The organism is Salinibacterium sp. NSLL17 (assembly GCF_015864935.1).
Taxonomy (GTDB): Bacteria; Actinomycetota; Actinomycetes; order Actinomycetales; family Microbacteriaceae; genus Rhodoglobus.
Genome location: NZ_JADYWH010000002.1, coordinates 1 through 24,427, shown reverse-complemented (window position 1 = coordinate 24,427; position 24,427 = coordinate 1). Strand labels below are relative to the sequence as shown.

General features: G+C 62.1%; 24 protein-coding genes and 1 other RNA gene. 13 read left to right on the top strand and 12 right to left on the bottom strand.

The window, feature by feature from the left end:
• Positions 1 to 25 precede the first annotated feature (25 nt).
• Complete coding sequence (locus tag I6E51_RS09810; protein WP_197110208.1) at positions 26 to 472, top strand: hypothetical protein; 447 nt, start codon at positions 26 to 28, stop codon at positions 470 to 472.
• Between the two features lie 265 nt (positions 473 to 737).
• On the opposite strand, the gene I6E51_RS09805 is transcribed toward I6E51_RS09810, so the two are convergent.
• From I6E51_RS09805 to I6E51_RS14495, 4 genes are all read right to left on the bottom strand, one after another.
• The gene (locus I6E51_RS09805) at positions 738 to 2,342 is read right to left on the bottom strand and encodes a GTPase (RefSeq protein ID WP_197110207.1); all 1,605 of its coding nucleotides are present in this window, start codon (positions 2,340 to 2,342) and stop codon (positions 738 to 740) included.
• Complete coding sequence (locus I6E51_RS09800) at positions 2,339 to 4,099, bottom strand: dynamin family protein (RefSeq protein WP_197110206.1); 1,761 nt, start codon at positions 4,097 to 4,099, stop codon at positions 2,339 to 2,341. The genes I6E51_RS09805 and I6E51_RS09800 overlap by 4 nt, the downstream gene beginning before the upstream one ends.
• A 128-nt stretch (positions 4,100 to 4,227) precedes the next feature.
• Positions 4,228 to 5,550 (bottom strand): PHB depolymerase family esterase, encoded by a 1,323-nt coding sequence (locus tag I6E51_RS09795; protein ID WP_231600018.1) that lies wholly within the window; start codon positions 5,548 to 5,550, stop codon positions 4,228 to 4,230.
• A 225-nt stretch (positions 5,551 to 5,775) separates the two neighbouring features.
• The gene (locus I6E51_RS14495) at positions 5,776 to 7,509 is read right to left on the bottom strand and encodes an InlB B-repeat-containing protein (protein ID WP_197107257.1); all 1,734 of its coding nucleotides are present in this window, start codon (positions 7,507 to 7,509) and stop codon (positions 5,776 to 5,778) included.
• Positions 7,510 to 7,728: 219 nt separating this feature from the next.
• On the opposite strand from I6E51_RS14495, the gene I6E51_RS09785 reads away from it, so the two are divergent.
• From I6E51_RS09785 to I6E51_RS09755, 7 genes are all read left to right on the top strand, one after another.
• Positions 7,729 to 8,775: a Gfo/Idh/MocA family protein gene (locus tag I6E51_RS09785; protein ID WP_197110204.1), complete on the top strand. Its 1,047-nt coding sequence runs from the start codon at positions 7,729 to 7,731 to the stop codon at positions 8,773 to 8,775.
• Positions 8,776 to 8,860: 85 nt separating this feature from the next.
• Positions 8,861 to 10,723: a BCCT family transporter gene (locus I6E51_RS09780; RefSeq protein WP_197110203.1), complete on the top strand. Its 1,863-nt coding sequence runs from the start codon at positions 8,861 to 8,863 to the stop codon at positions 10,721 to 10,723.
• A 128-nt stretch (positions 10,724 to 10,851) separates the two neighbouring features.
• Positions 10,852 to 11,034: a hypothetical protein gene (locus I6E51_RS09775; RefSeq protein ID WP_231600052.1), complete on the top strand. Its 183-nt coding sequence runs from the start codon at positions 10,852 to 10,854 to the stop codon at positions 11,032 to 11,034.
• A complete protein-coding gene (locus tag I6E51_RS09770) occupies positions 11,034 to 11,447 on the top strand; it encodes a TadE/TadG family type IV pilus assembly protein (RefSeq protein ID WP_197110202.1) in 414 nt (137 codons plus the stop codon). The genes I6E51_RS09775 and I6E51_RS09770 overlap by 1 nt, the downstream gene beginning before the upstream one ends.
• Positions 11,422 to 11,874 carry a hypothetical protein gene (locus tag I6E51_RS09765; RefSeq protein ID WP_197110201.1) on the top strand — a complete coding sequence of 151 codons (453 nt, stop codon included), beginning with the start codon at positions 11,422 to 11,424 and terminating at the stop codon, positions 11,872 to 11,874. The genes I6E51_RS09770 and I6E51_RS09765 overlap by 26 nt, the downstream gene beginning before the upstream one ends.
• Positions 11,874 to 12,329: a Tad domain-containing protein gene (locus tag I6E51_RS09760; RefSeq protein WP_197110200.1), complete on the top strand. Its 456-nt coding sequence runs from the start codon at positions 11,874 to 11,876 to the stop codon at positions 12,327 to 12,329. Before I6E51_RS09765 ends, I6E51_RS09760 begins: the two co-directional genes overlap by 1 nt.
• A gap of 139 nt (positions 12,330 to 12,468) precedes the next feature.
• Entirely contained in the window at positions 12,469 to 13,122 is a 654-nt protein-coding gene (locus I6E51_RS09755; protein WP_197110199.1) for an SDR family oxidoreductase, read from the top strand.
• Here the strand turns inward: I6E51_RS09755 and I6E51_RS09750 are convergent.
• Both I6E51_RS09750 and I6E51_RS09745 read right to left on the bottom strand, forming a co-directional pair.
• On the bottom strand, positions 13,112 to 13,753 hold the full coding sequence (locus tag I6E51_RS09750; RefSeq protein WP_197110198.1) for a LysE family translocator: 642 nt from the start codon (positions 13,751 to 13,753) through the stop codon (positions 13,112 to 13,114). The genes I6E51_RS09755 and I6E51_RS09750 overlap by 11 nt on opposite strands.
• A gap of 64 nt (positions 13,754 to 13,817) precedes the next feature.
• Positions 13,818 to 15,074, bottom strand: coding sequence for an MFS transporter (locus I6E51_RS09745; protein ID WP_197110197.1), 1,257 nt, complete (start codon positions 15,072 to 15,074; stop codon positions 13,818 to 13,820).
• A 98-nt stretch (positions 15,075 to 15,172) separates the two neighbouring features.
• Between I6E51_RS09745 and prfB the strand changes: the two genes are divergently transcribed.
• The 4 genes from prfB (at position 15,173) to smpB (ending at position 18,723) form a co-directional block, all read left to right on the top strand.
• Positions 15,173 to 16,279: a peptide chain release factor 2 gene (gene prfB, locus I6E51_RS09740; RefSeq protein WP_197107248.1), complete on the top strand. Its 1,107-nt coding sequence runs from the start codon at positions 15,173 to 15,175 to the stop codon at positions 16,277 to 16,279.
• 140 nt (positions 16,280 to 16,419) lie between these two features.
• Entirely contained in the window at positions 16,420 to 17,235 is an 816-nt protein-coding gene (ftsE, locus tag I6E51_RS09735) for a cell division ATP-binding protein FtsE (protein WP_197107247.1), read from the top strand.
• The gene (ftsX, locus tag I6E51_RS09730) at positions 17,232 to 18,149 is read left to right on the top strand and encodes a permease-like cell division protein FtsX (RefSeq protein ID WP_197107246.1); all 918 of its coding nucleotides are present in this window, start codon (positions 17,232 to 17,234) and stop codon (positions 18,147 to 18,149) included. Before ftsE ends, ftsX begins: the two co-directional genes overlap by 4 nt.
• Positions 18,150 to 18,243: 94 nt before the next feature.
• The gene (gene smpB / locus I6E51_RS09725) at positions 18,244 to 18,723 is read left to right on the top strand and encodes an SsrA-binding protein SmpB (RefSeq protein WP_009771737.1); all 480 of its coding nucleotides are present in this window, start codon (positions 18,244 to 18,246) and stop codon (positions 18,721 to 18,723) included.
• 46 nt (positions 18,724 to 18,769) lie between these two features.
• Here the strand turns inward: smpB and I6E51_RS09720 are convergent, their stop codons facing one another.
• Both I6E51_RS09720 and I6E51_RS09715 read right to left on the bottom strand, forming a co-directional pair.
• Positions 18,770 to 19,441, bottom strand: a complete 672-nt coding sequence (locus I6E51_RS09720) for an SIMPL domain-containing protein (protein ID WP_197107245.1) — start codon at positions 19,439 to 19,441, stop codon at positions 18,770 to 18,772.
• 2 nt (positions 19,442 to 19,443) lie between these two features.
• Positions 19,444 to 19,716 carry a glutaredoxin domain-containing protein gene (locus I6E51_RS09715; RefSeq protein ID WP_197107244.1) on the bottom strand — a complete coding sequence of 91 codons (273 nt, stop codon included), beginning with the start codon at positions 19,714 to 19,716 and terminating at the stop codon, positions 19,444 to 19,446.
• Between the two features lie 167 nt (positions 19,717 to 19,883).
• Between I6E51_RS09715 and ssrA the strand changes: the two genes are divergently transcribed.
• Positions 19,884 to 20,258: a transfer-messenger RNA gene (gene ssrA / locus I6E51_RS09710) on the top strand.
• A gap of 37 nt (positions 20,259 to 20,295) precedes the next feature.
• On the opposite strand, the gene galK is transcribed toward ssrA, so the two are convergent.
• The 4 genes from galK to I6E51_RS14430 form a co-directional block, all read right to left on the bottom strand.
• A complete protein-coding gene (gene galK, locus I6E51_RS09705) occupies positions 20,296 to 21,474 on the bottom strand; it encodes a galactokinase (protein ID WP_197110196.1) in 1,179 nt (392 codons plus the stop codon).
• Entirely contained in the window at positions 21,471 to 22,580 is a 1,110-nt protein-coding gene (gene galT / locus I6E51_RS09700) for a galactose-1-phosphate uridylyltransferase (RefSeq protein WP_197110195.1), read from the bottom strand. The genes galK and galT overlap by 4 nt, the downstream gene beginning before the upstream one ends.
• A complete protein-coding gene (gene galE, locus I6E51_RS09695; RefSeq protein WP_197107241.1) occupies positions 22,577 to 23,569 on the bottom strand; it encodes a UDP-glucose 4-epimerase GalE in 993 nt (330 codons plus the stop codon). The genes galT and galE overlap by 4 nt, the downstream gene beginning before the upstream one ends.
• A gap of 126 nt (positions 23,570 to 23,695) precedes the next feature.
• Positions 23,696 to 24,181, bottom strand: coding sequence for a GNAT family N-acetyltransferase (locus I6E51_RS14430; RefSeq protein WP_197110194.1), 486 nt, complete (start codon positions 24,179 to 24,181; stop codon positions 23,696 to 23,698).
• Between the last annotated feature and the right edge of the window lie 246 nt (positions 24,182 to 24,427).

Sequence of the window (24,427 nt, the reverse complement as noted above, 5' to 3'; positions counted from 1 at the left end):
TCCTGCATTGCCCTAAGGTGTGGACATGAGGCGTTTTCAACGATCAGCCGCCGCTGTCTCAGTGTTGGCGATTGCAGTGCTGCTTGCGGGCTGTTCCTACGTGAATCGTGTTGCCGCGCGGCTCAATGCCGAGGGCAGCTTCGACTTCGCAACCTGTGATGCCCGCAACACTGACTCCTTCGACGTCGAATGGATTGGCCCCGAAGGGGAACTTGTCGGCGACGTCACGAGCACCTCCGTCAAGGAGAGCGTCAAGGCCGGCGACGTGTTCCACCTCGATGCCCACACGCCCACAGCAGAGTGGGAATCCGTTTCCGTACGCAGCGAAGGTCTTGCCAACGAGGGGAATATTGCAGGTCACTTCGACGCAAGCGACCTCGCCACTGGCGACTGGGTGTGGAACCAAACAGCCGTCTTTATTGGCACTGTGGATGTGGAGCATTGTGAACTCGACGAAGACAATGCGCGCTAGGGAAACCACGGGCCGCCGAATGCGGATCAACTGAGGCCTGCTCTGGGCGATCCCGATCGCTGCTGGCGACAGTGGTTTCCGCGATCTCCCGGAACCGACTTGGCCTCGCCGTTGGAATCGTTGCGGTAGTTTCCTCGCCCTTCCTCGCTCTTTTTGGCCTCATCCTGACTGTCGGCGGTTACGGCTGGCACTGCCCCGACTATTAGGGGTGGGAGGCTCGAGTGTCCTAGTCAGCGCTGGTGGCTAAGTCCCGATTCGCCGCGCTCTAGCGCCGCGCGATCTGCAGCGCAGCCGACACCGCACGTGCCTGCTCAAGTGCCGCAACCACGGGAGCCACAACATCCCGCTGCACTACCTCGTCGACGGCGGCGAGAAGACGACGGCGAGCACGGCGGCGACGCCCTCCGGCGGTCAGCGCGCTGAGCACGGCAGAGATCAAGCCAAGCAGAATTCCGAGCAGCACCGCCGCGATGAGCAGCAGCGTTGGTATTGCCCACCCCGTCAGCGGGCCTTCCTCAACGGCGGGGAGCGGGAACGCGGGCAATCCAAATGTCGGAAGGAGCGCTGCGCCGACGAGCCAGAGGGCTCCACCCAATCCGATCACGACGGCGATCCACTGCACGATGCCGACCAGCACCCACCACCACGAACCCTTCGCGGGCAAGGGCGTGCGGGCTATCGTGAGATCGAGAGTGGAGGGCAGAGCGTCGAGAGTCTGCTCCGCGGTGGCGCGGGCGGCAGCCCGCCACGGGGGTGAAACGCTGGCAACCGTTTCGTCAGTGAAGGTGCGCACGGCCATCGACATCCGAGCCTGGGCGCCGGCGCTGAGCAGCGGCATGCTTGTGCGGTGAACATCCGGGTCATCGCCGCGACGCTTCGGCCCGAGACCCAGCCGCGTGAGCGGGTCAGCGCGCAAGCGACCAATCCACGACACGAGCGGCCAGCCCGTCGCCTGCCCAGAGCGTTTGCGATACGAACGTGCGACCGCGGATGCCACGATATCGACCCCTGCAGCGGTGCCGACCTCGTCACGCAATCGGGCTGTGCTCTTGGCGGTGACCTTCTGCGAAGTACCGGGGTCATCGATGCGGGCGGCGAGAGTTTGCACGTCAGCGCTCAGCCGCGCATCCCGCACCGCCTTCGACGCGGCAAGATCACCGATTGCCGTGCGTAAAGCATCCACGCCTTCACCCGTGCGGGCGCTCACCGGCAAGACTCGGGCACGGGGGAGACCATCCCGTTCGACGATCGCTTGCAGTGATTTCACGACGGCGGCACGATCTTCCGCGCTCAGAAGGTCAATCTGGTTGAGCACGACCAGAGTCACCGCAGCATGGCGAGCGTGCGGCGCGATGAACTGCGCGTGCAACACATCGTCGGCATACTTCTGCGGGTCAACAACCCAGATCAGGGCATCCACTTGGCTGGCTAGTCGTTCGGCGACGGCACGATTGCCGGCCTCGACCGAGTCGACGTCGGGAAGATCAACGAGCACGAGCTTGCTGGCGCGCGGGTCAATCGGAGTGGGGCGCTCGACACGCTCGCGAATCTCTAGCCAGTCGAGCAGGGCGGCAGAACCCGCGGCATCCCAGAGCACAGCAAGGGGCTGCGAGGTAGTCGGGCGGCGCACATGAGCGACCGCCACCTCAGCGCCAACGAGCGCATTCACGAGACTTGATTTGCCCGAACCGGTCGCCCCGAAAACACCAACCACGGTGTGTTCGGATGAGCGCGAGCGACGTGCCTCCGCCTGCTGCAAGAGCGCGCGGGCGTCATCCATAAGCTCGGAGGGGATGCGCCCAGCTCCCGCCTCGGTCACGGTGCGCAGAGCGGCAATGCGCTCATCGAGGCTCGGCTTGGCCGCGCTCACGAGTCGTTCCTCGCCGCGCGCGCCACGTCGTCGATCAGCACCTGCGATTCGCGTCGCAAGGTTGCGGGATCCGCCCCGAAACGCAGCGACTCCATCGCCGCATCCACGCGCGCGATCTCGGTATCGAAGAGGGCGCGCACGCGCTCCTGCAGATCGAGGCGTGCTTGGCTCGCAAGGTGGCGCACGGCATCCTCACCGAAGACGGTCTCTAACAGCTTTTGGCCGAGCACAGCAGAGCCACCGGCGATCGCAATTTCGCCGCCCGTCAGGCCGCCGGTTGACGCAAAGACGACAATCATGAGCGCCACCGTCACGACATTCAGTCCGAGCGAAAGCACTCGTGCCCGGATGCGCTTGTTGCCTGCATTGTCATGGATGAGCTGCATCAGCGCACCCTGCCATTCACGAATCATCGACGTCGTGGCCTGACGCAGCTCCGGGCTCTCCGCTGACAACGTCGGATGCTGCTCCGCGATCGAGCGACCGGGAGCGCTGCGCTCGAGGTCGGCCCACACAGCCGCAGCCGCCCGCCCGGCTTGGTCAACGATGACAGCCTGCAAACCGGTCTCGATCTGGGTTTCGACGTCAACAACGGGGCTCGGTTTGCCCGTGATCCAGGCGGTCGCTTTGTCGCGGCTGCGCGAGAACCACGAATCCACTTTGCGAAAGAAGTCGGATGTTCCCACGAAGTCTTGCCACCGTGCCAGCACCTCACCGCGCATCAGTGCGCCGTTCTGGGTGGCTTCGTCCACGGCCTTGATCGCGGTCTCGTAGTGCGCAGCGGTGGCCGCGTGCGCAGAGTCGAGCCAGTCGAGTTGCTGCTGCCGGGCATCCGCAATGAGGCTCACGTGTCGGTCAAGGTCGCTGATCGCGCCGCTCAGGGTGCGGGCGGCGATGCGCGTGCGGGCTTCGCGATCGCTGGCGATTCCTTCGAGCCAGGCGCGCGGGCCATCGACCGCACTGGCCGGGAGCATTCCGAGCTCGTCGAGTTGCTGCTCGTCGATGGTGAACACGGGAGCGTCAGACAGACCGCGCGCGGTGAGCATCTCGCGCAGGTCGGGCAGCACTTCGTCAACGGCGCCGGGGGGCACGCGGTTGAGCACGATCCCCACCGTGATCGATCGTGCTGCAGCGCTTTCGAGGAGTCGCCACGGCACAGCATCGGCGTAGCGGTTGGCGGTCGTAACAAACAACCACAGGTCGGCGGCAGCGAGCAATTGGGAGGCCAGAGCGCGATTCTCGTCGGCAACCGAGTCGATGTCGGGCGCGTCAATAATCGCGAGCGAACGCGGAACGCTCTCGTGTTCGAGCAGCATGAGCTCGCCAATGCGTGACTCTTCGGGAATGTCTCCGGCGTTCGATGCGGGCGTACCCGGCGCGCTCACCCGCCCGCGCACTCGCGCGAGCCCCGGCAAAATACGGTCGCTCGCAAACCAACCGGCATCGACGGGCGCGTGAACAAGAATGGGCTGACGCGTCGTGGGGCGGATGACTCCGGCACGAGTCGTGGCAACACCGAGCAGGGCGTTTACGATTGTGGACTTGCCCGAGCCCGTCGAGCCGCCCACGACAGCCACCAGCGGAGCATCCAAATCAGCTAGCCGTGGCCGAATGTAGTCGTCAATCTGACGCACGGATGCGGCGGCCAGCTCCCGCTGCGCCACAATGCCCTCGAGCGGCAGCGTCAAGCCCGCATCGGCAAGGGAGGCCCGCAGGCGCTCGAGCGAGAGGATCGCGGGCGCACTTTTGTCGGTCACCGCTTAAGCATGCCGGGTGCGGGGCCAGTTTGCTAACTTTTGCTGCACAGACAGGTTCCGCGGTCGAGTATCTCCAGAACGAAAGTCGTTCTGGAGACACTCTCCCTGAGCGTCAGCGCGGTTCAGTGCTAGCCGCAGCTAGTCGTTTTCGTCCAGCTATTCGCGGAGACCTGCGAGAGGCTCGTGATGGTCGAGTCACCCTGGCCGAGGTAGCTCAGCGACCCTTTCGCGTAGTACGGGTTGTAAGGATTGACCCCGTAGGCAAATGCGCGCCCGGCCGCAGCATGTTGAGCGTTGGTGGCGGTGAAACACGTCGCAGGATCCGGCGTGGGCGTGGGTGTCGCTGTAGAGGTCGGTGTTGGCGTGGGCGTCGGGTCCGGATCTGGCGTACCAGTCCGGTCGACGCGGCGGTTGTTGTCGAAGAAGAACTCGGTCACGTACGCCGGGTAGTCAAGGCTATTGGCGTTGATGTACGTTCCTCCCGTGCCTGCGCCCGCTGGCCAGTTGTGGCCGAGGTTCGAGTTCTGAATCACCGAAACCCGTGGCCCCGCGGCATCCGAATAAAGCGTGCCCGAGCCAGCAGTGTTGTTGCCAGCTAAGCCGCTCAAACTAAACGTTGACGTGCTGGATGCCCCATAAATGCCGGCCATGATCTGGCCGTTCAAGGTGTTGTAGCCGGTCGAGACGGTGGAGTCATTGCTGCCGTAAATCACCGAGGTGAGTTGTGTGGAGAAAGCCGCAGTGTTGCCGCTGCCGAAGGTGGTGCACGTGTTCGTACCCTGCGCCTTCGACACTGCGACACTCGAGATCTGGCCCGACGTGGTGCCCACCGTGGGGCCCGCATTGATACCCATGCCCGCAAAAATGTCGGGGGCGAGGCATCCCATCACCATGGTTTCTCCGCCACCGGATGACAACCCAGAAATATAGACCTGGTCGGCATCGATGCCGAGAGAAGCACGCGCGCTCAACGTTGTGGCGAGGTTCAGCAGATTGTCATCGTGCCGCGCAGGGTTGCTGCGGGAGTGATTGGAGTCGTAGTAGTCCCAGCAGCCGAACACGACGCCACCGTTGGGCGCATCGGGGAGGGCGACGATCATTCCGTAGTCTTCGGCGGCGGCCACCCAGTTGGCGTTCGCTTGGAAGTCGCTCGCTTTCTGGGCGCAGCCGTGGAGGCTGATCATGAGGGCGCGTCCGGCCGGCAGTTCGGCGGCAGTGGATGGCGTGTAGATACGAGTGCTCATCCCGGCAACCGTTTCGGTGGACCACGTTCCCGGAACAGCGTTGGAGCCGCCGGGATCGGACGAGTTGCTGCACCCCGGCAGCATCTCGAAACCGGGTGGACACGTGATCGCTTGGGCCGCGAGTGGCGCTCCGGCCAGCGTGGCGCTGACGAGGGCGAGAGAGGCGAGTACTGCCGGGATGGTGAGCCGGCGTTTAACAGTGGACATTCGGAATACCTCCGCACGTCGCAATGCGGTCTTCGCTCCGTGCGTCATTGCGCGGATGTCCCGGCCGCATTGCGCGCCGCGACACAAGCGCGACGCTGACGGCAGCCGCCGTCGAGCGACGCACCGTCAGAATCACCGTACAGTGAAACCTGAATCATGTCTCAGGTTTTCCACAAGTTGCGTTACTGGGAACGCAGCGCGGGTTCGCGGGGGACTCGTGTTGCGCTATCGCTGCCGGGCGGTGACGCGTCGGCGAAGCACGAGGAGGGCGAAGCCGGCCACGAGCAATGTTGCACCTACGGAGAGGTGGGGCGCTAACGCAAAACCTGTAGCGGCGAGCGTGACGTCAGCGGTGGGGGCGCCACCGGTCGCGGGCACTTCTGTCCACGTCGCGGTTAGCGTCAGTGGCGTGGTCACCGGGGTGGTGAAGTCGTAGGCGGCGCCGCTGACTGTCCAGCCGGCGAAGGTGTAGCCGGTGCGGGTGGGGTCGGTGGGTGCGCTGAGGGTGTCGCCATCGGAGACTGACGCGTCTGCTGTGGTTGTTCCGTTAGCGGCATCGAAGCTAATGATGTAGCTGGCGGGCACTTCTGTCCACGTTGCGGTCAGCGTCAGTGGCGTGGTCACCGGGGTGGTGAAGTCGTAGGCGGCGCCGCTGACTGTCCAGCCGGCGAAGGTGTAGCCGGTGCGGGTGGGGTCGGTGGGTTCGGTGAGAGTGTCGCCGATGGCAACAAATGCGGTGTCGGTTGCCGTTCCGCCGGCCGCGTCGAAGGTCGCGATGCGCACGAATTCGACACTGATCTGACCGCCGGAGCCAACAGTGGCGGTAGCGGCCGTATAACCGATCCCTGCCGGAGTCGTGGAATTGGTGATGAGGGCACCGTTCGGGTCTCCACCATTAGTAGCTGCCCCTGGTGCGCCGATGCCATGAATGTCGAGTACTCCAGAGGAGAAGCTGTTCTGGCCGCCGCCGATGCCTGCGCCTGAGTTGTCGCCGGTAGCGGTGGTGGTGCCTCCGGTGAGGATGGTGGTGCCGCCGTTGCCCTGATATCCGCCGCCGATGCCCGCGCCACTGCCGCCTCCGGTTGCGTCTAGCGTGCCACCGCTAACGGTCGTGGTGCCGCCGTCGCCTTCCTGGCCGCCGCCGATGCCTGCGGCCGCGAAGCCTCCGATCGCGCTGATGGTGCCGCCGCTCTGAGAGGTGGTGCCGCCGTTGCCGTTAAGGCCGCCGCCGATGCCTGCGCTTCTGTTGCCGCCGGTTGCGGTGATGGTGCCGCTGTTGGTGGTGGTGCCGCCGTTGCCGTTAAGGCCGCCGCCGATGCCTGCGCCGTGGTAGCCGCCGGTTGCGAGGATTGTGCCGCTGTTGACGATGACGGAGCCGCCGTCGCCTTCCTGGCCGCCGCCGATGCCTGCGCCGTGGTAGCCGCCGGTTGCGGTGATGGTGCCGCCGTTGACGGTGGTGGTGCCGCCGTCGCCTCCGTCTCCGCCGCCGATGCCCGCGCCGAAGCGGCCGCCTTGTGCGGTGATGGTGCCACTGTTAACGATGACGGAGCCGCCAGCGTTGCCTTCATTGCCGCCGATGCCCGCACTGTACCGGCCTCCGGTTACTGTGAGCGTTCCGCCGCCGGGGGCAACGATGGTGAGCGTGGAGGTGCTGGGAACCTCAATCGCCGCCAGAGAGTCAGGGACGTCATTGTTGACGGTGAGGTCATGCCCGTTGAGGTCAAGCGTGATCGATTCGCCCGGTTTGACCGTTATTGACCTGCCTGCCGGAGCAACGATATCGGCAATGAGTTTCACGGTGCCGCCATCGGACGCGTAAGCGAACGCGTCTGGCATGCCGCCCCAACTGTTGACGAGGTACGTTGCGGCGGCGTTCGCTGGCAGTGCGCCGGCGAAAGTCAAGGCAAGCGCAAGGGCGACAGCGGTAATGCTGGGCAAGATTTTAGGGCGAGGAATCACGATAGTTCTCCGGTTGGTCGGGTGGAGGAGCTGCAGGAGAGGTAATCCCAAGCACAAAGGGCTGACGCTAGCAGAAGCAGTCCTAGCCCCGGGTCGTTCGGGCGGAGATCGCTCTTCTGGGCGCCCACTTCGGAGGCCAACTGCGCACATGGGCCTACGCCTGTTCGAGTCCTAGACTGGTCGAGGCCTGCGCCGCCGCAGTCCTCCCCAACGAGAAGGATGCTTGTGTTCCCCACCACGTTCCCGGCCCCGATCATTCCTGCAGCAGACTCCGTTCCGGCATTGCGCTGGGGCATCATGGCTCCCGGTGGAATCGCCGCGACGTTCGCGGAGGCGGTGCACGCACACACTGAGCAGAAGCTCGTGGCTGTGGCATCCCGCAGTCTCGATCGTGCCCAAGACTTTGCGAACACTTGGGGCATCGAGAAGGCCTACGGCGACTATGCCGAGCTGCTGGCCAACCCCGATGTCGACGTGATCTACATCGCTGCGCAGCAGCACGTGCACCGCGATCTAGCGCTGCAGTCGATCGCCGCGGGCAAGCACATTCTGGTGGAGAAGCCGTTCGCCATGACCGGTGCCGAAGCTCGCGACATTGTGGCCGCAGCCCGAGCCGCCGGGGTGTTCGCGATGGAAGCGATGTGGACTCGCTACCTGCCCCAAACCTCTATCATCAACCAACTTGTTGCCGATGGAACCTTGGGCGATATTCACCTCGTCACCGCCGACCACGGCCAGCACATTCCCGAGGGGCACCGGGTTCGCTCGCTCGACAGCGGGGGAGGAGCCCTGCTCGACCTCGGCATTTACCCGATCGCCTTCGCATCACAGATTCTGGGCGCGCCTACTGCCGTGCACAATGTGGGGTCGCTCATCGAGAGTGGGGTGGATGCCCAATCCCTTCTTACCCTCAGCTATGCGGGCGCGGCTCAGGCCCAGCTCAACACCACGTTGCTCGCGCGCACACCAATCACGGCATCCGTCGCGGGCACCGACGCCCTGTTGGAAGTCGGCAATGGCTTTTTCACGCCCACCTCGCTGACCCTCTCGAAGCCCGGCTTCGACGGCGAATCAATTCACTGGAAAGACGAGACCGGTGTAGTTGGCCACCGCGGTCTCAGCTACCAAGCCACGGCGCTCGCAGGATTTGTGGCGCAAGGTCGCACTGAGTCGCCGGTGCACTCGCTCGACGAAACTGTCGCGATTCTCGACACTATTGACAGCGCCCGCTGGCAGCTCGGTTACCGCTTCCAATCGGAGCAGTAGCGCGAAAGAACCCTCGTCGCAGTGTGATTTACGCGCAATCGCTCTGTACTGTTGATGCAGCAATTGCCACGCGATCGGAGATCTCATGACCGCAGAATCGACAACCCCCACAGAGACTGATCTGCCACAGAGACCTGTAGCGACGCGGATGCTCGCCCCTTGGGTTTTCTGGCCAGCAGCCGGGCTCATCATCGCGATCACGGCGTTCGCGATCATCGCGCCGAACCTCGCTAACGCCGTTTTTTCCACCCTGCAGTCGAGCGTTATCAACTCTTTCAGTTGGTATTACGTGCTCATCGCGGCCTTCTTTGTGGCCTTCGCGCTGTATCTGGGGTTTAGCCGCTACGGCGACATCAAACTGGGCAAGGATGACGACGAGCCAGAGTTCTCGATGATCGCGTGGATCTCCTTCCTGTTTGCCGCGGGCATGGGCATCGGCCTCGTTTTCTATGGTGTTGCCGAACCGCTCAGCCATTTCGCGAACCCGCGTCCTGGTGTTTCGGGCACGGAGATTCAGCTCGCCCAGCAAGCCATGAGTCAAACGTTCCTGCACTGGGGCGTACACGCCTGGGCTATTTACGTTGTGGTCGGCCTCGCTCTCGCGTACGCCATCCATCGTCGCGGTCGCCCCATATCGATCCGCTGGACTCTTGAGCCACTGCTCGGCAAGCGCGTTCGGGGTGGCTGGGGCAACCTCATCGACGTCATCGCGCTCGTCGGCACCGTGTTCGGTGTTGCTACGTCTCTCGGTCTCGGCGTTCTTCAGATCTCTGCCGGTCTTGAAAAGACTGGCATCGCCGAATCGAATCTCACGACTCAGGTCGCCGTCATCGTCGTCATCATCGCGTTCACCATCCTGTCGCTGGTGTCGGGTATCGGCCGCGGCATGAAGTGGCTCTCCACTACTAATCTCCTGCTCGCTGCGGTGCTTTTGGTATTCCTCCTGATCGTCGGTCCCACGGCGTTCCTGTTCCGCGAGTTCGTTCAGTCCATGGGTAACTATCTCCAAGGCTTCATCGGCCTCGCTTTTAACGTCAGCGCCTACCAGGGCGATGCTGGCGAACAGTGGCAGGCCGGCTGGACCACCTTCTACTGGGGCTGGTGGATGTCGTGGGCACCGTTCGTTGGCGTCTTCATTGCGCGGGTGTCAAAAGGTCGCACCGTGCGCGAGTTCGTGGGCGGCGTCATGCTCGTCCCGACCGTGCTTACCTTTCTCTGGTTCAGCGTTCTCGGCGGAAATGCCATCTACCGTGAGCTCTACGGTCAGGGCGGGCTCGTCGCCGCAGATGGATCGGTGGATGCCGATTCGGCGTTATTCGATCTTCTCGCGGGGTTGCCAGCGGGAACCGCTCTCACATTCGGAGCGATCCTGCTTATCGGCATCTTCTTTGTCACCTCGGCGGATTCTGGTGCCCTCGTGATGTCGATGATCGCAACCGGTGGCTCGGCAGAACCACCCAAGCGCATCCGGATCTTCTTCGCGCTGCTTGCCTCATTCTTGGCAATCGCTCTCCTGGTGACAGGGGGGCTGCAGACTTTGCAAACGGCGGCAATTCTGTCTGCATTGCCCTTCAGCGTCGTGATGCTCATGATGTGTGCAGCCACGGTGACGGCGTTCAGCCGAGAGCGGCGTGCCTACGATCGCGCGCAACGCGCTCAGTTCGTGGACCAGATTGGCACGTTCTATGGCCTCGAGGTCGAGGAACCGCTGCTTCGCGAACCCGTGCACCCCCTTCGCGCGGCACTCGATCGCCTCCGCAAGAAAGCCGGGCAGTCTGGCGGCGGAATCTCGCAGGTCACCGAAGACGCGATTCTTGCCGACACCGGATTGGTATCGCCTGACAACATCGCGCAGGCAGACGCCATCGTCGAAGACGAGGTCGAGCGGTTGCAGGCGCTGCAAGCCGAGTTGCAGGACAAGGCAAAGCGAGACGCGCCCGAAGAATAGCGAACGGGGGAGTGGCCCGCGCGGGGAGTCGCGCCGCGTCGTCTCTGGTTAGTCGCTCTCGCTCGTTGTGGAAAATCTTTACGCACAATTGTGTTTCGCTCAATGATTACAGAGTGAAATCATCTCAATTGCTACTGAAGAGCGGGCTTACCCGAGGCACCCGAGCGCTCACCTCAGAGCGAGGAGACGTACCGGGCTGGGTGCTGATTACTCTCATGACCGCAGGTCTTGTGGTCATTATTTGGGGTCTTGCGGGTCCAGCACTCAGCTCGGTTTTTGAACAGGCCATTGATCGCGTCACCGGCTTCTAATGCGTGCGCGCTGGCGCGAACGCGGCAGGCTGGTGGGCGCTGACGAATCCGGGTCCGCCGTGGTGGAGTTCGTTCTCGTCTCCGTTCTGTTGACGGTGTTGACGCTCAGCGTCATCCAGCTGGCTCTTGCCCTGCACATCCGCAATACGGTGTTGGATGCCGCGGCGGAGGGTGCCCGTTATGCCTCCCTTGCCGACACTTCGTTGGGTGATGGCGTCACTCGCACTCGTGACCTCATCTCTACGGCGCTGTCTCCCGGCTATGCCTCGGATGTGAGCGCGAGCACCACATCCCACCTCGGGCAACCCGCCGTGCTCATCACCGTACGAGCTCCGCTCCCGCTCTTTGGCCTTATCGGTATTAGCGATGGCTTGGAGGTGTCTGCCCATGCGGCAATCGAGCAGGTTCGCTGATGAACGGGGTTCGTCATCCCTGGAGTTCATTACGGTCGGAATGGTGATGCTCATCCCGCTCGTGTATCTGGTGCTCACGATGTCTGCGATTCAGTCCGGAGCTCTCGCCGCTGAGGGGGCTGCCCGCCAAGCGGCGCGCGTGTTCGTTCAGGCTGACACGCTCAGCGAGGCAAACGCGGCGGCATCGCGCGCGGTTGAATTCGCCCTCGACAATCACAACGTGGATGCCGCAAGCGCGGCGGTCACAATCTCGTGCGCGCCCGATCCCAGCGATTGTCTTTCCCGCCACAACTTCGTCACCGTTCAGGTGGCAATTGCTGTGCCGCTCCCGCTGGCGCCGCCGGTCTTGACTGGGTCATTTCCTCTAGAGGTGCCGCTCGATGCGGCCGCAACGCAGCAGGTTTCTCAGTTTGCGGGGTCGCGCTAGTGAACCCTTCGCCACGGCTACGGCTACGGCTACGTGACGACGACGGTTCTGCACTCCTGCTCACCATCTTCTATGGCTTCCTCTCACTCGTGCTCATCTTTCTGGTGGTCGCGGCAACCTCGCTCTATCTGGAACGCAAGCGACTCTTCACACTCGCGGATGGCGCTGCTCTCGTCGGAGCAGAATCCTACGATCTCGACGATGTGCTGCGAACGCCCCAGGGGTTTCGCCCGCAATTGACGCCCACCAAGGTCGCGGACGCGGTGGGGGAGTATGTCGCTGCCGCCCCGACCGCAGAGTTCGACGGTCTCGCCATCGAGCAGGCGACGAGCGTCGACAGTTCCAGCGCGACGGTCTCGCTGTCTGCCTATTGGAAGCCACCGTTCGTCTCGCTCTTGGTCCCGGAGGGCCTGCGTATCGAAGTTACGGCTAACGCTCGCTCGGTCTTTTCGTAGCGTTCTCTGGAGGTCGGTCGCGAGCACACCGCAATCCTCCAGCCCGCGATCACACTCCACCCAGCGAACAGGGAGTTTCGATCCGTAGCGTGGATGGTGCGCTTCTCGCAGGCGCATCACCGAAGCAAAGGAGTTAGCCATGAAACGAATCGCTATCGTCGGGGGCCACGGCAAGATTGCCCTGAGTCTGGCCGAGCTTCTCACCTCTCGCGGTCACCACGTGCACTCGTTGGTCCGCAAGCCTGAGCAGGAGGCTGACATCAGCGCCACGGGCGCCATGCCCGTCATCGCAGACATTGAGGCACTTAGCGCCGAAGAACTCTCTGAAATCTTTACGGGGCACGATGTCGTTGTGTTCTCGGCGGGCGCTGGTGGGGGAAGCCCCGAACGCACCTATTCAGTTGACCGCGATGCGGCCATCCGCACCATGGATGCTGCTGCCCATGCGGGCGTCAAGCGCTACGTCATGGTCTCGTACAAGGGTGCCGGTTTTGACCACGGTGTTCCCGAAGACAACGCTTTCTTCGCGTATGCAGAAGCAAAGGCTGCTGCCGATGAACACCTCCGCACGGGCCCCCTTGAGTACACCATCGTCGGCCCGGGTTCACTCTCGAGTGAACCAGCATCGGGCATGATCGGCGTCGGCGATGACGCCACCGACGAGCACACGAGTCGCGACAACGTGGCCCGGGTTCTCGCCGAAGTGATTGATGCCGACAACACCATCGGTCAGACCATCGAGTTCACTGATGGGTCGACCCCGATTCCGGATGTTATTGCCGCTATTGCTTAGCATGCGGGATAAATAGAGATCCCACTCCCAGCGCAATCAACGCCACCCCACCGGTTGCGCTGAGGGTGGTGATTCTCTGCGGTGAGCGCGCGAACCAGTCGCGCGCAAAACCGGCAGCGATCGCCCACGACGTGTCTGTCACCACAGCAATCGCCATAAACAGCAGCCCCAAAACGAGCAATTGCAGTTGCACGTTCCCGGCTCCGAAGCTCACGAACTGCGGCAAAACAGCGACGAAAAACACGGTCGCTTTGGGATTCGTGATGCCGACAATGAAACCTTGGCCGAAGATGCGCCAGCGTGACTGTGGGCGGGGAGCTGCGTCATCCGCTGTCGTGTGATCGTTGCGGTGATGAATCGCTTGAATACCGAGGTAAATCAGGTAGGCGGCACCGAGGTATTTCACGACGGTGAACGCAATAACGGATTGCGCGATGATCGTGCCGACGCCAAAGGCGACGGCGAAGACGAGAGTGACGCCGCCGGTGGCATTTCCCAGCGAGCTGATGATGCCGCCGAGCTTTCCGAGCGAAAGCGAACGCCCGATCAAGAACAGCACACTAGGCCCGGGAATCAGGATGATCGGCAGCGCGATGAGCACGAAGGCAATCAGGTTGCTGTTCGGGATCATTTCGCCAGTCTAGGGCTCCGGGCTCGCCGGAGAAGACCGGCTGGCACCGGCTAGATCTCGGTGCCTAGCGCTGCGGTTTCGTGATGTAACGCGGCACGTACCGCACCATGATTCCGGCGCCGATGAGACCGAGTATCCCGACAGCCCCCGCAGCGAAAGAGATGGAGGCCACAGCCGTAATCCCCGCGATGAGCAGGGGAGAGGATGCCTGGCCGACGCCACCGGTAAAGCGCCAGGCTCCGAGGAACGGGGCGGGGTTGGATTGCGGAGCAAGGTCGGCACCGAGGGTCATCAGGATGCCGCTTCCCAAACCGTTCGCGAGCGACAGGAACATGGCGGCGAAGATGAACCAACCCACGTTCTGCGCTGAGTCGTGGGTGAAGGAGAGCACAAGGTGGCCGATGCCGAGGCCGACGAGGGAAGGCACGGCGGTCCAGAGTCGGCCGAAGCGGTCCATGATCTGGCCGCCCGTGTAGAAGAGGGCGAAGTCCACAGCACCGGCGATGCCGATGATGATGGCGGTGTTGGTGTCGGCGAGCCCAATGCTGACGGCCCACAGCGGCAAGATCACCTGACGACTGGCACGCATTGCTCCGATGACGGCGGCACCGAGGCCGAGGCGTGAGAGCAGCGCACGATTGCGGCGCACGGTAGCGAAAAGCCCGTGTGATTCCTGCTCTACAAGCGCTTCACCGTCACGCAGTGTGCGGTTGTTGACGCGGGAAGTGTGAACCGCGCCGAAGGTCGTTGCTGGGTCGGGAAGGAGAAGGAGCACCGCGGCGGCGGCTAGTGCTGCCACAACATGAATCCAGAAGGCAGCAGTCACGGTACCGGTGAGGTGAATGACCCCGGCCGAGATGAACGGTCCGATGAAGACGCCGAGCCTGAAGGTTCCGCCGAGTGTCGAGAGTGCGCGGGCGCGATAGGCAACGGGAACGAAGCTCGTGAGAAAAGCATGTCGTGCCAAAGCAAACACGGCGGCGGCAAGGCCGAGCAGCAGCACACCGAATCCGAGTGCGACGGGGTTGGGGGCGAGAATCGCGATCACTACTCCGATGATGGAGAGTGCACTCGCGCCGATCATGGCCGGGCGTTCGCCAACCCGGGAGATGAGCCATCCGCTCGGGATGTTGCCGAACAGTTCGCCGATCGTCAGCACGGCAGCAACAAGGCCAGCTATCGCGAGGGTCGCTCCGAGGCTGTCGGCAGCGATCGGAATCAGCGGGATGATGGCGCCTTCACCGATCGAAAAAAGCAGTGTCGGCAAGAGAACGGGAAGCCCGATCGAGCGCCAGCTAAAGGGTTGTCCTGTTGTGCTCATCGCCGTCCATAATATGTCGTGCGGGCCAGAGGGTGCGCGCGAACGGGAACTCGGCCAACAGGTGTCGCGTGAGGTTCGCGGGTAGTCTGGTTGGTGACATGGATGAACTGGACTTTTCTGACGACATCGCGGCGCTTCGCTCCACCTTTGCGGACATTCGCCAGGTGGTCGACACCGACCGGCTCACGTCGGAGATCGCACGATTGAGCGAGGCAGCTGGTGCCCCCGATCTGTGGGATGACACCGATAAGGCGCAGAAGGTCACGAGTGACCTGAGCCACCGCCAGGCTGAGCTGGCCAAGATCAATTCCATTTCGAGTCGCCTTGACGATCTCGAGATCATGGTCGAGTTGGCCAACGAAGAGAGTGACGATCAGGCAGCGGCGGATGCTCGCACCGAACTCAGGGGCATCAAGAAGACTCTGGGTGACCTCGAGGTACAAACCCTTCTCAACGGTGAGTTTGATCAGCGACCCGCTGTCATCACCATTCGCGCGGGAGCCGGTGGCGTCGACGCCGCCGATTTCGCCGAAATGCTGTTGCGCATGTACCTGCGGTACGCCGAGCAGCACTCGTATCCCACACGCGTGCTCGACACGAGCTATGCCGAAGAAGCCGGCATCAAGTCGGCCACGTTCGAGGTCGACGCTCCCTTCGCTTTCGGAACGCTCAGTGTCGAGGCTGGCACGCACCGTCTGGTGCGCATGAGCCCGTTCAACTCGGCAGGCAAGCGCCAGACGAGTTTTGCCGCGGTCGAAGTTGTTCCTCTTATTGAGACGACGGATGTTGTCGAAGTTCCCGAGAACGACATCCGTGTCGATGTCTTCCGGTCTTCCGGCCCCGGTGGCCAGTCGGTTAACACGACGGACTCCGCGGTGCGCATCACTCACTTGCCCACGGGAATTGTGGTGAGTTGTCAGAACGAGAAGAGCCAGATTCAGAACCGTGCTGCCGCCATGCGGGTTTTGCAGTCGCGGCTGTTGCTGCTGCAGCGTGAGCAAGAAGCGGCCACCAAGAAGGAAATCGCGGGTGTCATTACGGCGAGCTGGGGCGATCAGATGCGCAGCTACGTTTTGGCGCCGTATCAAATGGTGAAAGACCTCCGCACGGAGTTTGAGGTCAACAATCCTTCGAATGTGTTCGACGGTGACCTTGACGGTTTCATCTCGGCCGGAATCAAGTGGCGCAAGCGCACCATCGAATAACCACGACCGCCCGGTTTACCCGGGGCGCCACTGTTCCGTCCTTCGGTGCCGGTGTGCCCTGAACTGGGCCACCCTGTGAGTACGTGCCTGCGGTGCGTCGCTGCCGAGTTCTCGGGCACGGCTCCTTAGGCTGGCTCCAAATGATTCGTTTTGATTCTGTTTCGAAGTCGTATCCGGGCACGACACGACCGGCGCTGAACTCTGTTGACCTTGAGATCCTTAAGGGCGAGTTCGTGTTCTTGGTTGGCGCATCCGGCTCGGGCAAGTCGAGCTTTTTGCGGCTGATCCTCAAAGAGGAGAACCCCACGAAGGGTTCCATCCACGTGCTCGGTCAACACCTGAATACGCTGTCGAGCCGCAAGGTGCCCTATTTCCGTCGCAACCTTGGTGTGGTCTTCCAGGACTTCCGCCTGCTACCCAACAAGACGGTCTTCGACAATGTGGCGTTCACGCTGCAGGTCATCGGCAAGAGCCGGGGTTTCATCCAAGAGGCTGTTCCGGATGCTCTCAAGATGGTCGGTCTTGCCGGTAAATCGAATCGTTTTCCTCATGAACTTTCGGGTGGTGAGCAGCAGCGTGTGGCGATCGCTCGCGCTGTGGTGAACAAGCCAGCCATCATGCTTGCGGATGAGCCGACCGGAAACCTTGACCCGGCTACTGCTGCGGGAATCATGACGCTCCTCGAGCGCATTAACCTTGGCGGCACGACCGTGCTGATGGCTACCCACGATGCCGGCATCGTCGATCAGATGAAGCGCCGAGTGATCGAACTTATCGGCGGTCAGATTGTGCGCGACGAGCTTCAGGGTGGGTATCAAACCCAGACTGTTCCGACTCAGGGGCGTATTCCGCATCCTGCTGCGAGCAAGCCAACGAGCGCCGCGCCGACTGCGACCCAGTCTCCGGCGCGCCCGATGACCTCGCCGTCATCTCAGGGTGAGGGGCTCGACGCATGAGGCTCGGACTGATCTTAGGAGAGGTCGGCAGCGGACTGCGCCGCAACCTCTCGATGGTGGTCTCCGTCGTTCTGGTGACCTTTATCTCGCTCACGTTCGTGGGCGCATCCATTCTTCTGCAGATGCAAATCGGGCAGATGAAGGGCTACTGGTACGACCGTGCGCAAGTGGCGGTCTACATGTGCACCGAGATCGATACGACCGGCAATTGCACCCTGGCTGAGGCGACTGAAGATCAGATCGCGTCGGTGCAGCAACAGCTCGATTCGCCGACTCTCGCGCCGTACATCAACGAGGTCGAGTTCGAGACACACGAGCAGGCCTACGAAAACTTCAAGGAACAGTTCGCTGACACGACGTTCGAGGGCATCATTACCCCGGAGTCGTTGAACGAGAGCTTCCGGGTGAACCTCGTCGATCCCGAGCAGGCCGATGTGCTCATCGAGAGTCTGTCTGGGCTTGCGGGAGTTGAGAGTGTCGAAGATCAGCGGGCCTATCTGGAACCGATTTTTGCCATTCTGAACGCCGCTAGTTACACCGCGATTGGGGTCGCTGGTCTGATGCTGGTCGCTGCGGTGCTGCTGATTGCCACGACCATCCGGCTGAGCGCCTTCTCTCGACGGCGAGAGCTCGGCATTATGAGACTCGTGGGTGCGTCCAACAGATTCATCCAGACGCCATTCATCCTCGAGGGTGTTTTCGCCTCGTTGATCGGGTCAGTCCTCGCAGGCGGTGCGATTGTCGCGATCGTGCAGTTCTTCGTTCGCGGCTATCTGGCCTCAACGCTTCCCCTCAATACAAGCCTGCTCGGAATGGAAGAGGCGCTGCTGGTCGTGCCCATTCTCATCGTCTCCGGCGCCGCGCTTGCTGCGGTATCCGCCGGCGTCGCGATCAGTCGTTATCTCAAGGTGTAGTCGCCGGGCCACTCTCGCGCTAAACTGGTCTGCTGCACTGTCGGCATCCGCCATAGCATTGCAGCATCCAACGTATCGAAGAGAGAAGTGAACCATGCCCAAGGAAGGTGACCGAAAGGTTGTTGCCAGCAACCGTAAGGCGCGCCACGACTACAGCATTGAAGACACCTTTGAGGCTGGTCTTGTGCTGTCGGGTACTGAGGTCAAGTCTCTGCGGTTAGGGCGCGCCAGCCTGATCGATGGCTACGGCTACATCGACGACCATGCTGAGGCGTGGTTGGATGCCGTGCATATTCCTGAGTTCTTTCAGGGGTCGTGGAACAACCATCCTCCGCGTCGCAAGCGCAAAATGTTGCTGCACAAAGAGCAGATCCTGAAGATTCACAACAAGATCAAGCAGGGCGGCTACACGCTCGTTCCTTTGTCGATCTATTTCTTGGATGGCCGCGCCAAAGTTGAGCTCGCTGTTGCCAAGGGCAAGCGCGAGTATGACAAGCGTCAGACGCTGCGTGAGCGCCAAGATAAGCGCGAATCAGACCGGGCGATTTCGGCCCGCAAAAACATGGGGGAGTAGCGGAACTTCGTTTCCGCTCTCGTCTCTGTACCCGTTTCCGCGCCCGTTAGCGTGCGCTGAACCGCGCCTCGACGCGTGCCGAGATCGCGATCTTCTCGGGGTTGAGCGTCAGCTGGGCGCCATCCGAGGGCGCACCTGACATCCGCATGGCTGCAGCGCTGGCAAAGCGATCGTGATCGCCTGCGGGACCGACGTGGTCGAGCATCCCTGGATCGGCAATGGCGAGAGCGGTTACCTCGGTGAGCCCCACACTCGCTGCGTACTCGTGTGCCTTGGTGAGGGCATCCGTAACGGCAAGGCGTCGGGTGTGTGCGTGTGCGGCACGAGTGGATTCTTCGGTGAGTTCCCACTCGACATACTTCACCGCAGTGTTGTCGACCGCACTGACGTATTCGATGAAGAGTGCGAGCGCGTCAAAGTCCTTGAACCGCGCGATGTAGTCGATCGCGGCGGAGTGCACGAGCGGCAATTGTTGGCCGGCGTTATTCCACGGCCGTTGGGAGGTGACGCGCACGGTGTCAGATGACCACCGCGTAATTGCACCATCGTTCGAGGCGAGCTTGGCGAGGAGGGCATGCACCCGACTCGACGACTGCAGTGCAGCATCGAAGACCTCACTCCGGTCGGGACCGTCTATCGATACCGCCAGATGCACGATGCCGCGTTCGGCAGGGTGCCACGATTCATGCTCGCCTCGAACAGTGATGACGAGGGACATTGTTAGATGGCGCCGAGTTCTTCGAGCTTGGCCTTCAGCTCCTTGTCGCTGGGCTCCACTTGGAAGGTTCCGTCAGTGAAGTGCACGACAGGAATGTTGAGGCGGCCGCTGATGGCGTGGGCGCGATCTGCTGCCGTGGGATCTTTCTCCACATCGACTTTTTCCCAGTCAATGTTCAACGAGTTGAGAAGTGCTTCGGAGCGCACGCAGTCGCGGCACCAGTCTGCGCCAAACATAGTGATTTTGGCGGGGAGGGCTTGAGTTGTATCGGTCATGAACCAAATCTACTTCGCCGATACTGGATGCGGGCGTTGCGTTCGCTGGCAGCGTTCGCTGCCTGGGTGCAGGGCTGGCTACTGCGCCGAATCCGACCTACACTAGAGGGCTACCTGTTCATTAGGTAGCAATTGATAACTCCACAGCGCGACAACGACCCACACAGGGGGATGATCGGTTTCGACATTGCCTGCAAAACTGTGAGAAGCGGGTCGAGAATGCAGCCTTATCTCGTTAACGATGACTGCAAACTATAAGTGCCAATTCAAAGCGCACTGACTTCGCCCTCGCTGCCTAAGCGAGCGCACTAAAGAAGTCCGTCAGGCCGGGAATGCTCTCTACCCGGATTCTGGCGCAATTTAGAGAGATTGCTGCGTAGTTACGCCTGAGGGCTACGTGGGACTTGCACTCTGGCTGGGCTTGTTGATCTAGGTGCTTGTGGCAAAGATCAGAGCCGAGTAGAACGTCTGCACAAGATACACCCGTAGAAGGCACAGAATTACAGCAGTGGACGGGGGTTCAATTCCCCCCATCTCCACCACCGGTCGTTGTCGCGTTGTGAGTTTCAGAAACTCTGCCTAGTCGGCATCGTTCCGTTCTGCTCCCTGAGAGGGAGTCACGGTAAACGTCATGGGTTCGGTGAATCCGCGGGCTGCAAAGGCTTCCTTCACCGCGACTTCGACTTCTGACACTCGGGCGTGCGGAACGAGAGCGATTGCTGCTCCGCCGAAGCCTCCTCCGGTCATCCGCGCGCCGATCGCGCCGTGTTCGCGCGCTGTTTCGACGGCAAGATCGAGTTCGGGGATGGAGATTTCGAAGTCGTCGCGCATCGACACGTGCGATGCATCAAGCAGCGCACCAATGGCGAGCGGGCCTTCTTCGTTGAGGGCGCGAACGGTGTCCAGCACGCGCTGATTTTCGGTGACCACGTGACGGACTCGGCGGAACGTCACATCGTCAAGAATTTCTTGAGCGCGTTCCAGATCGGCGACGCTCACATCGCGCAACGACGAAGCACCCAGGGCGGCAGCGCCAGCTTCGCAGGATGCACGGCGTTCGGAGTAGCCCCCGGTGGCGTGAGAGTGCGAGACGCGTGTGTCCATCACGAGAATGCTCAATTCCGCTGGTGCAAGCCCGAGCGGTACGACCTCGACATCAAGGGAGCGGCAGTCGAGAAACACTGCTGAATCTGTAGCGCCTAAGAGAGACGCAGACTGGTCCATGATTCCGGTGGGGGCGCCGACGACTTCGTTTTCGGCGAGCTGCCCTACCTTCGCCAGTTGCTCGCGCGAGAATCCGAGCTTCCACAGGTCGTTGAGGGCTAAGGCTACGGAGCTTTCAATTGCGGCCGACGACGACAGGCCTGCGCCGACGGGCACGGTGGAATCGATGAGGATATCGACGCCCGGCACACCGTTCAGGTCGGCGCCGTGTTGGCCGAGGGCCCAGGCAACGCCGAGCGGGTACGCGCTCCAGCCAACGATTTCACCCGCGGAACGCGCTGCGTCGAGTCCAGAAAGCGGAACCTCAATTGACGTGTCATCGAACGTGCTGGTGACGCGGATGACGCCGTCGGCGCGCAGCCCAACGGCGGCGCGGGTGCGGCGATCGATAGCGAACGGCAGCACAAAGCCTTCGTTGTAGTCGGTGTGTTCACCGATGAGATTGACGCGGCCCGGTGCTGACCAGACCCCGTCCGGCTCGTGTCCGGTTAGTTCGCTGAATCGTTTGCGTAGCTGCTGCACTGTGTCGCTCATGCTCGTTCGATTGCCTTTCGGATGTTCTCGGCTGCGGCCTCTGGAGTGACGTCAGCGATCCAGGCGCCCATTGCCGATTCGGATCCGGCAAGGTACTTCAGTTTGTCTGCCGCGCGTCGGGGCGAGGTCAGTTGGAGGTGCAGGCGGAAGGTGTCGCGCGCACGGTTCACGGGTGCCTGATGCCACGCCGCGATGTAGGGCGTGGGGGTGTCATAGATCGCATCGATCCCACGGAGCAGTTTCAGATACATTGTGGAGAGTTCGTCGCGTTCTTCAGTGGATGTTGCAGCGAAGTCAGGAACCTGGCGGTGTGGCAGCATGTGCACTTCGATGGGCCAGCGTGCCGCAAACGGCACGAAAGCGGTCCAATGCTCTCCGCTCAGCACGACGCGGTCGCCCGCGCGTTCGAAGTCGAGGATGCGCTGAAACATGTCGGGGCTGGTGCGATCAATCGCATCCAGAGTTCGCTGTGTTTTGGGCGTGATGTACGGGTACGAGTAGATCTGCCCGTGTGGGTGAAGCAGTGTCACGCCGATCGCTTCTCCGCGGTTCTCGAAGGGGAAAACCTGCTGCACGCCGTCGAGTGCCGAGAGCGCCTCGGTCCGATCCGCCCACGCTTCAATAACGGTGCGAGCGCGGCTCGGGGTTTGAGTGCCGAACGATCCTTCGTGGTCGGGGCTAAAGCACACCACTTCACAACGCCCGATGGAGCTGCGGGTGCGGCCGAGGCCGAGGTCGGCAAGGTCGTCGAGCCCGGTCGGGCTGTTTTCGCTTCCGGCGAGGTCTGGCCCGAATGATGGCGAACGGTTTTCAAAGACCGCCACGTCGTAGAGTGCGGGAACCTCTGACGGATTCTGGGGAGTTTGTGGCGCCAGCGGGTCTTGATCTGCGGGCGGGAGGAAGACTCGGTTCTGTCGGGCCGCGGCCACGGAGACCCATTCTCCCGTGAGGATGTCTTGTCGCATCGTCGCGGTAGCCGGTCGAGGGTCGAGCACCCGGCTGTCGACCGATCGCTCCTCGCCCAGCGTGGTGTCGGCGTCGTCGAAGTAGATGAGCTCGCGACCATCGGCAAGAGTTGTCGGTCGTTTGGTGATCTTCGAAGTCATTCTGCACTTCCCTGGGTAGCGCTGTCATTGTCGGCGCGAAGGCGAGCATCCCAAGCACTTCGAACCATTTCTTCTGCGGTGTGCCGCATTTTCCAGTCGAGGTCGCGGGCGGCAAGGTCACCATTAGCAACGATGCGGGGCGGGTCGCCGGGCCGACGCGGTGCGATCTCCGGGGTGAAGTCGATTCCGGTGACGGTCGCGATAGCGGTCATGATCTCTGCGACGGAGAGTCCGTTTCCGCTGCCGAGGTTGTAGGCAGGCTCGATTGATTCATGAGCGTCAAGCCGGCGGGCGGCAGCGACGTGGGCGGCGGCGATGTCGGCAACGTGTACGTAGTCGCGCACGTTGGTGCCGTCTGGCGTGGGGTAGTCGGTGCCGTTGATCCGCGGTGTCTTACCCGTGACGAGTGCTTCGAAGACAAGGGGGAACAGATTATGGGGGCTCGTGTCGTAGACAACGGGGTCGCCGGAACCGACGACGTTGAAGTAGCGAAGCGAGGTGTGCCGCAGTCCAGTGGCAACGGCTTCGTCGCGCAATAGCCATTCGCCGATCAATTTTGATTCTCCGTAGGGGGAGAGGGGATCTTTCGCTGTGTCTTCGGTCACCAGATCGACATCCGGTGTCCCGTACACGGCGGCACTCGAGGAGAACACGATTTGGTCGATCTTCGATTCCTGCATTGCTTCGAGTAAGGCGAGTGTGCCGGTGACATTCTGTGCGTACGTGTGGAGCGGCCGCTGCACGGAGACGCCGGCGTACTTGTAGCCAGCAACGTGGATGACGCCGGTTACGTCGTGGGCGGCCATCGTTTCGATGAGTGCATTTTTGTCTCGGATGTCGGCCTGCACGAATACGGCGTCCTGCGGAATGAATCGCGTGAACCCACTGGAGAGGTCATCAACGATCACTGTTTTCATTCCGGAATTCAGTAGCGCGCGAGCTACGTGGGCGCCGATATAGCCGGCGCCGCCCGTTACCATCCAAGTCATTGCAGTCCCTTGCGTTGAAGCAGCGGTGGGGCCGCGAATGCAGCTCTACACCCTGTGATTGTCCAATAATATGATTATTGGCGTGTTGCGTCTAGTCGCCACGAGGTCCGCGGGGGAGTGTCTTCGCTATGAACGAGCGAGTCGGAGTTCGCGGATGTTCGGATTGAAATCCATTTCGCGAACGGTGCCGTCGTACATGAAGCGGTTTCTGGCATAAAAGGCGCGAGCGCGCGGATTCTGTTCAAGCACCCAGACGCTTGCGGCTGCGCCTCCCAGCGCTGCGTCGATCAACGACTGGCCTGCGCCCGTGCCATGAGCACTGGCGAGAACATAGATCATGGCGAGCTCTTCGGAGGGCAGATCGGGGTCATCGCGATTGTGGTGCGCCTGGGCGAATCCGATGATGTGGGAACGAACCTCAGCCACCACTGTTGTCGTGTTCGCGTCGGTGAGGAGCTCGTTCCACATCGCTTCGCGTCGCTGCCGAGCCTCATCGCTCCAGGCTTGTTCAGGAAACAATCCGGTGTAGGTCTCTTTCCAGGATTGCGTATGCACGCTAGCGAGCTCTTTGGCGTCGTCGAGCCGTGCGGCTCGTGTGGTGAAACTGGGCACGAAACCATCTTTGCGTACGCACACGTCTCGAGGGTGCGGCTCGCGAAAAAGGTGGAGAGAGTCGGATGTGGCGAGGGCCTGTGCATCAGGGCGCGGCGAACGAGGTTGGTGAGTGGTGCACATCCCCATGTTTCAGGGGGTGCAACGGTGCGACGCGCCCGGGATGCACGCGGTGTTGGCGAGGGGGGCAAAATGCACGTAATGTTTCCTCTTGTCACCCCAAAGGTGCGGAAGTCCCGGGCAGTT